Consider the following 7,308-nt stretch of genomic DNA (forward strand, 5'->3'; position numbering starts at 1 on the left):
TCGGCCGCACCGTTTTTTTGCCGCTGATGGCCTCGGTTATCCTTGCATCAGCCGAGGGGCTGTGATAGAATCGCGCGAACTCACGCACACTACTACTTACCGACCATGGATAAACTCATCGTTGAGGGCGGCCACCGCCTCAAGGGCACCGTGAATATCAGCGGCTCCAAAAATGCCTCTCTGCCTATTCTCGCGGCAACGTTACTGACGGATGAGCCGGTGCGCATTTCGCGCGTCCCCGATGTGTCGGACACCAACTACATGCTCCAGATTCTCAGCCAGCTGGGAGCCTCGGTCGAGCGCAGCAGCGGCACGGTGCGCGTGGAGAGCCCCGACGGCATCAGCTCGAGCGCCTCGTACGAACAGGTTCGCAAGATGCGGGCCAGCATCTGCCTGCTCGGCCCCATGATGGCCCGCATGAAGCGCTGCACGCTCCCTCTGCCCGGCGGCTGCGTCATCGGTGATCGCCCGGTCGACCTGCACGTTCGCGCCATTCAGGCGCTGGGAGCTCGCGTGCGCGTGAAGGGCGGCAACCTGCTCATCGAGGCCCCCAACGGTCTCGTCGGCAACACGGTTGACATGCGCGGCGACAACGGCCCGACGGTGCTCGGCACGGACAACCTCATGATGGCCGCCGTGCTCGCCCGCGGCACCACCGTCATCGAATCGGCCGCCCGCGAGCCCGAAGTGGTCGACTTGGCCAACTTCCTCAACAAGATGGGAGCGCGCATCGAAGGAGCCGGTTCGCGCACCATCACCATTCACGGCGTCGAGGCGCTCCACGGCTGCGAGCACACGGTCATTCCCGACCGCATTGAGGCGGGCACCTTCATGGTGGCCGGAGCCATGATCAGCGACGGGCTGCACCTCAACCGCATCTGCCGCGAGCACGTTACGGCCATTGCCAACCTGCTCACCGAATGCGGGCACCACGTCGAGTTCAGCGACGACGGCCGGAGCGTTTTCGTGCGCCCGGGCGAACACCCCACCAGCGGCAAGATCACCACCAACCCCTATCCCGGCTATCCGACCGACATGCAGGCGCAGATGACGGCGCTCTTCGCCGTCACGCCGGGCATCAGCGTCGTCAAAGACACCATCTTCCCGCAGCGCTTCATGCACTGCTCCGAGCTCAAGCGCATGGGTGCCAACATCAAGGTCGACAGCGGGACGGCCATCATCACGGGCGTTGAAAGCCTCTCGGCCGCCCCCGTGATGGCCAGCGATCTGCGCGCTTCGGCGGCACTCGTCCTCGCCGCGCTCGCCGCCGAGGGGACGACCGAGATTCATCGCCTCTACCACATCGACCGCGGCTACGAGATGCTCGATGACAAATTGATGAGCATCGGAGCGCACGTCAGGCGCGTGCCGGACGTTGAAGAGAGCCCCTCTCTCCAAGGCTGATTTCCGCCGCGCCGCCGCGGCGGCGCGTTCCGCTCCTCATGAAGAAGCGCCTGCTGCCACTCGCATCGATCACGCTGGCGCTCGCTCTGTTGCTGACGGCGGCTTGGGTCATCTACGTCGGCATGGGCAAGAGCGAGGCCGACCGCCTCTGCCGCGAGCGCTTCTGTTACGCCTGCCACGGCGACGGCTTCGCCGAGCCGCTGGCCTGCCTGAAGTCGCGGGAGGCGGGGAGCCCCATGACGCCGCTCATCATCGAGGCGCTGCGCCGCGAACACCCGAGAATCGCCGAGGAGCAGCTGCAAGTCATCGCCGAGGAGATCGCCCGCCGCCAGCTGCCGGCCATCGACGCCCGGCAGCAAAGCCGGCGCGGAGAGCGTCTCTACATCGCGAAATGCGCCGCCTGCCACGGCAGCAAGGGCGAGGGCAAGCCCGGGCAATACCCGCCGCTCGCCGGCTCGGAGTGGCTCACGGACGAGCCCTCGCGCCTGCCCGAGATTCTCCGCCTCGGCCTCCGCGGCCCGATCAGCGTGAAGGGGGAGCCCTGGGATGAAATCATGCTGCCGCCCGGTCTGAGCGACTCCGACCACGAGCCGGTCATTCAGTATCTGCGCGAGCGTTTTGCCCGCCCCTGAGGCCGCAGCGGCCGACCTCCGCCCGAGGAGCGTGCGGCGCTCTTTTTCGGTGCGCCGATGTGAAAATGATAAAAAAATGCCGATGCCGTAGATTTTTATCTCCGGGTGCGTTCTCAAGGGCAAAGGGCTCTGCCCGAACAAATACATCACCATGAAAAGTGCCTACATTATCTCCCTCATTGCTTCTCTGCCTCTGATGGCTCAGGAGTCCGCTCCGCAAGTGAATCCGCCTGCCCAGCCCGCTCCTCCCGTTGTCAACGAACAGCCCGCTCCTGCTCCCGAGCAGATCAACGCCCCCGTGAAACCCGAAGGGGCTATGCCGGCGGCTGCTCAGCCCGCCAAGCCCGATTTCCGCGGTCCGCGCGGCCCGAAGGGCAAGCCCGGCTTCGACGGTCGTCGCGGGCCGAAGGGTCCTCAGGGTCGCCCCGGCTTCAAGGGCCCGAAGGGTCCTCAGGGCCAGCCCGGTTTCAAGGGTCCCAAGGGTCCGAAAGGTCCTCAGGGTCAGCCCGGCTTCAAGGGTCCCAAGGGCCCGAAGGCTCAGTGCAACGGTCAGCAGGGTCCCCGCAAGGGCGGTCTGCGTTTCGAGATGAAGCGTCCGGGCTTCGGTTGTCAGTTCGTCCTGCGCCAGCAGCGTCCGGGCTGCGGCTGCGGCAAGATGATGCCCCAGCGTCCCGGCTTCGGCGGCAAGTTCGCCCCGCGCCATCATCGTCAGGGCTTCGGCTGCGGCATGATGATGCCCCAGCGCCCCGGCTTCGGCGGTCAGTTTGCTCCGCGCCATCATCGTCAGGGCTGCGGCTGCGGCAAGATGATGCCCCAGCGCCCCGGCTTTGACGGCAAGTTCGCTCCGCGCCATCATCGTCAGGGCTTCGGCTGCGGCATGATGATGCCCCAGCGTCCCGGCTTCGGCGGCAAGTTCGCCCCGCGCCATCATCGTCAGGGCTTCGGCTGCGGCATGATGATGCCCCAGCGTCCCGGCTTTGACGGCAAGTTCGCTCCGCGCCATCATCGTCAGGGCTTCGGCTGCGGCAAGATGATGCCCCAGCGCCCCGGCTTCGGCAAGCCCGGCAAGCCTCAGGCTCCGAAGTTCGACTTCAAGAAGGCTGCTGATTTCGTCTTCGGTCAGATGGATCAGAACAAGGACGGCGTGATCGACCGCGCCGAGTTCGACAAGGCCGCTGCCATCATGGCTGACATGCACCGCAAGGCGGGCATGGGCAAGAAGGGCATGGGCAAGAAGGGCATGGGCAAGAAGGGCGACTTCCACGGTCACAAGCACGGCAAGAAGCACGGCCCGAAGGCTCCCCGCCCCGAGGCTCCGGCTCCCGTCCCCGCTCCCGCTCCGGCTGCTGCTCCGGCCCCGGCTCCTGCCCCCGCTCCGGCTCCGGCTCCCGCTCCCGCTCCGGCTCCGGCTCCTCCGGCAGCCTGATGTGATTTGATTCTCACTCTCATGATTCCTCAGGGAGGGGGCGCAAGCCCCCTCCTTTTTTGTACCCGCCCTGCGCGCGCGAATCTTGCTGCGGAGCCTTGCGCGGTACTCCGAGCAAGGGAACAGTCCCCCGGCTCCTAAGCGCACGGGGCACGGCCTCTCCCGGGGCTCGTGCGCCGCATGCGCCTCACCCCTTGCGCCGACACGGCAGCGCGGCGGCGGTGCCGGCATGTGCCGAAAGGCAGCGTGAAGTCTGAACGATGACGACGTCCACGGGCGTGCTGAGGGCACAGCGTGCGGAGCGAGCAGCAAAAGCTTGTTCTCGCCCTGTAGATTTCAGCAAGAGGATGCGTTCTCTTGAGTGTAGCAACATTTCATCCCGTTAAACATTGGCTTGTCCTCTTTCGAGGGACGCCGCACGGGGTGAAAGGGAGCGGACACACAACAACACAACTCTCTGCAACGATGAAAAAATCCTGATCATGCTGCCTCTTCCGGCAGCCCTTCCGCTCGGAGCACAGGGCTTGCCCTTCGCTGCTCCGAATCCGTCCGACCCGGCTCCGCCGCTGCGCGCCCCGGCTCCCGAAGAGGGGCACGCAGCGCCGCACCGCGAGGGCAAGCCCGGCCCCAAGGGCAAGCCCGAGCCTCCGAAGCACCGCGGCGACAGGAATGCCCGAGCGCACGCGAAGCCCGGCGCGCCCAAGCCGCCTGCTCCCAAGGCTCCGGCACCGAAGCCGCCCGCACCCAAGGCTCCCGCGCCCCCCGAGCACCGCTGAGCCGAGTCGGAAGTCCGTTGCCGCAGCGAAAGGTCGACCTTGCCGACATCGCATCCGGCATCGCCCAATGAACCCAAACAAAAAACCCTCACCCGTTTCGGGTGAGGGTTTTTCCTATCAGAAAGGATCGACGGGCGCCTTACTCGGCAGCAGTCTCGGTCTCTTCGGCAGCGGCCTCGGCGATGACTTCGCCCTTGACCGTGAGCACCACCTTGACGGTAGCCGTAACCTGCGGATGCAGCTTGGCAGCGACCTCGTAGGTGCCGGACTTCTTGAGCGGCTTCTCGAGATCAATGGCGTGGCGGTCGATCTCGATGCCCTGAGCAGCGAGAGCCTCGGTAATCTGCTGGTTGGTAATGGCGCCGAACACCTTGCCGTTCTCGCCGGCCTCGAGGGTCAGATCGACCGTGACCGTGGCAATCTTGGCAGCGATCTCACGGAAGTTGGCGAGCTCAGCCGCCTCGCGCTCAGCGCGCTTCTTCTGGAGCATGTTGATGAAACGCTGGTTGGCGGGAGTCGCCTCGAACGCAAGGCCCTGAGGAATCAGGTAGTTGCGGCCATAACCGGCTTTCACGGTAACGAGGTCGGCTTCACAGCCCAGACCTTCGATCTTCGTAGCGAGAATAACTTTCATGTTAGCCATAACTCAAATAGTGGGTTTGGTGTGAGCGGATGAGATACACCATTCCGCCGCTTTTGTCAAGCAAAAATGCGCGGCGGAATCAGATTCCGCCGCGCAGGGCTCCGAGACGCACGCGCCCGATGGCTCAGGCGCGGCGCGAAAAGGCGTCAGTCCTCCGAGGCAGCGCGGGACATCTTGCTCCGGCTGCCTTTTTTGGCTTTCTTGCTGCCTTTTTTGCCGCCTTTTTTATCAGCGCTTTTTTCTCCGGCCTCGGTCTGCACGGGCGTGCCGGCTTCTTCGGTCTTTTCGCTGATGACGGTGTCGAGCGGGATGAGCAGGAAGCCGATGCCGCGGCTACCCTTCAGCGTGTGGGCGGCCTCGTAAAACACGCCGATGTGCTTCTCATCCACCTGCGCGAGGCAGGAGTAGCCGAGGCAGGGACGGCGATCATACTCGTAACCTTCGCTCCAGGTCTTGCCCTCGTCGCGCGAGACGCGGATGGTCATGTGGTCGCGACCGCCGGACTTGGGGTTCGAGAAGAGCAGCAAGCTGCCGTGCTCATCCGAACGCGCGCGGATAATCGACGCCTGGCAGACGGGCTCGCGCAGAGCGCTGTCATTTGACTCATGCGGCTCCCAGGTCTTGCCGAGATCCTTCGTCACGTAGACGATGCGCTTGCCGCTGCGCGCCTCGTTGCGGCAGTTGAGCATCAGCGAGCCGTCCTTGAGCTCGACCACCTGACACTCCGATGTGCTGTGCGGCACGCCTTCGCCGAAATGCCAGCTGCGGCCGTTGTCTTTGGAGTAGCAGATGGTGCTGCGGCAGCGGATCTTGGCTCCGTTCTGCCAGATCTGAGCCGGGAAAACAATGACGCCGCGGCGCGTGCAGATGCCGCTGCCCGGGCCTGCGAGGATGCAGGTCCACTCGTCTTTTTTAATCTCGCGCGTCGGGTTGATAAACTCCTTCTTCCAGCTCTTGCCCTCGTCGGTGCTGTAAGTCATCACCCACTGCCCCGTGCGGTCTTCACCCTGCCCGGACTTCGAGACGCCGAGGATGGCTCCGCCGCCGAAGTGGCCGGCCAGAGCCTGCAGCCAGATGCGTCCCTTGCGATCCTGCAGGATGCAGGCATCGCCGTTGCCGTTCTCGGGACCGGGGCCGGAATCCATGGCCACGGCCGGCTCCGTCCACGTTTGCCCGCCGTCGGTCGAGCGCACGGTGGCGACGTCGATATCCGCGCAGAGGTCGCCCTCATGGCAGTAGCGGGCATCGAAGCAGCCCACCAAAGTGCCCTTGCGCGTGCAAATCAGGCCGGGAATGCGGAAGGAGACACAGGCGCGGGGGTCGGCCTTGTCGGGCTGGTTGCCGACGCGCTCGCCGGGCACGGCCACCATGTAGCCGATGCGCTGCTGCACGGCCTCGCCCTCCGCCGTCTTGCCCCCGACGCTCGCCGAGAGCTCGCGGAACTCGACAACGCCGCCGACCGAGCTGCCCGTCGAAGGCTCGGCGTCAACCCAAAGCCAGTTTTCCCCGCTGCTCAGAGGCTCCGTGCAGGTGATTGTCACGCTGCCGTCAGCGGCCACATCGGCCTTGCCGAGCACGCGCGTATTGTTGAAATCCTTGCCGTTGGCGGCTCCCGTACGCAGGGTCACGGAGGCGATGCTATCGGCGGGGTGAACGCGGAAGCTCAGCTTCTCCGGGGTGACGGCGTTGCCCTTGCCCACCGTCTGAACCTGCAGGGCAAAGGCCGGGTTCACCTCGGCTCGCTTCAGCAGCGGGAAGGGGCCGGGGTTGACGAACTTGATCTCGCTTACCCTCATGGCGCCGCTGTGCAGCAGCAGGTCGTCAATCAGCACACCGCCGTCTGCGGGCGACTTGCAGCTCAGGCGCAGCGCCGTGGTGCCGGCCGGCAAATCGAACTCGACGCGGCGCTTGTAGCCCCCGACGCCCAGATTATTTCCGGCCGTGGCCACTTCCTTGTCTCCCTCGGGCGTGACGGCCGTGCAACTGAAGGCGAAGTCGCCCTTGCGCGTCCAGCGTTGAATCCAGAATTCACACGAACTCTCTTCGGCCAAGGGGGTTGAGAAGCTGAGCACGACGCAGCTCTCGCCACCCTGCAGGTGCAGGGCCGCGCTGCCGCTGTGCGCCAGCTTGGCATCGTGCAGGATGCGAGCCTGCCCGGCCTCTGTGCGGAGGCTGCCGTACTCCGTCGAGCAGTTATCGACGGGGCCCGCCGGGGCTTTTTCAAAACTCTCGGCGGCTGAGGCGAGGCCGCAGCCGATCAATGCAGCAAAGACGGATTTGAACATGAACTCATCGTATCACGAATGAGCTCTCAGCGTCAAGCTCAAAGCATCGGCCGCCAGGGCAGACGCACACCTGTCCCAAAGTTTGAGCAGAGGGAAAAAGGATGCAGTAATCATGCGGGGTGTCGGGCAAGGAGAGGGCAAA

The 7,308-nt window shown here is 65.0% G+C and carries 6 protein-coding genes; 4 read left to right on the forward strand and 2 right to left on the reverse strand.

The annotated features are described in order from the left end of the window. Positions 1-105: 105 nt before the first annotated feature. The 4 genes from murA to AC6UAL_RS05810 all read left to right on the forward strand — a co-directional run bounded on the left by murA (position 106) and on the right by AC6UAL_RS05810 (position 4,238). Positions 106-1,404, forward strand: a complete 1,299-nt coding sequence (gene murA / locus AC6UAL_RS05795; protein ID WP_500682425.1) for a UDP-N-acetylglucosamine 1-carboxyvinyltransferase — start codon at positions 106-108, stop codon at positions 1,402-1,404. Between the two features lie 38 nt (positions 1,405-1,442). Next, positions 1,443-2,036, forward strand: coding sequence for a c-type cytochrome (locus AC6UAL_RS05800; RefSeq protein ID WP_500682426.1), 594 nt, complete (start codon positions 1,443-1,445; stop codon positions 2,034-2,036). A gap of 151 nt (positions 2,037-2,187) precedes the next feature. Next, positions 2,188-3,462: a hypothetical protein gene (locus AC6UAL_RS05805; RefSeq protein ID WP_500682427.1), complete on the forward strand. Its 1,275-nt coding sequence runs from the start codon at positions 2,188-2,190 to the stop codon at positions 3,460-3,462. Positions 3,463-3,944: 482 nt separating this feature from the next. Next, on the forward strand, positions 3,945-4,238 hold the full coding sequence (locus AC6UAL_RS05810; RefSeq protein WP_500682428.1) for a hypothetical protein: 294 nt from the start codon (positions 3,945-3,947) through the stop codon (positions 4,236-4,238). Between the two features lie 139 nt (positions 4,239-4,377). Here AC6UAL_RS05810 and rplI read toward each other — a convergent pair whose 3' ends face one another. Together rplI and AC6UAL_RS05820 are read right to left on the reverse strand one after the other, a co-directional pair. Beyond that, positions 4,378-4,881 carry a 50S ribosomal protein L9 gene (gene rplI / locus AC6UAL_RS05815; RefSeq protein ID WP_500682429.1) on the reverse strand — a complete coding sequence of 168 codons (504 nt, stop codon included), beginning with the start codon at positions 4,879-4,881 and terminating at the stop codon, positions 4,378-4,380. A gap of 146 nt (positions 4,882-5,027) precedes the next feature. Continuing rightward, positions 5,028-7,166, reverse strand: a complete 2,139-nt coding sequence (locus AC6UAL_RS05820; protein ID WP_500682430.1) for a sialidase family protein — start codon at positions 7,164-7,166, stop codon at positions 5,028-5,030. Positions 7,167-7,308: the final 142 nt, after the last annotated feature.

The organism is Candidatus Parakkermansia intestinigallinarum (genome assembly GCF_944389695.1).
Taxonomy (GTDB): Bacteria; Verrucomicrobiota; Verrucomicrobiia; order Verrucomicrobiales; family Akkermansiaceae; genus Akkermansia; species Akkermansia intestinigallinarum.

What these genes read in the sequence shown, in the direction of transcription:
- murA (WP_500682425.1), top strand. Translation starts at nt 106, where the DNA reads ATGGATAAACTCATCGTTGAGGGCGGCCACCGCCTCAAGGGCACCGTG.
- AC6UAL_RS05800 (WP_500682426.1), top strand. Translation starts at nt 1,443, where the DNA reads ATGAAGAAGCGCCTGCTGCCACTCGCATCGATCACGCTGGCGCTCGCT.
- AC6UAL_RS05805 (WP_500682427.1), top strand. Translation starts at nt 2,188, where the DNA reads ATGAAAAGTGCCTACATTATCTCCCTCATTGCTTCTCTGCCTCTGATG.
- AC6UAL_RS05810 (WP_500682428.1), top strand. Translation starts at nt 3,945, where the DNA reads ATGCTGCCTCTTCCGGCAGCCCTTCCGCTCGGAGCACAGGGCTTGCCC.
- rplI (WP_500682429.1), bottom strand. Translation starts at nt 4,881, where the DNA reads ATGGCTAACATGAAAGTTATTCTCGCTACGAAGATCGAAGGTCTGGGC.
- AC6UAL_RS05820 (WP_500682430.1), bottom strand. Translation starts at nt 7,166, where the DNA reads ATGTTCAAATCCGTCTTTGCTGCATTGATCGGCTGCGGCCTCGCCTCA.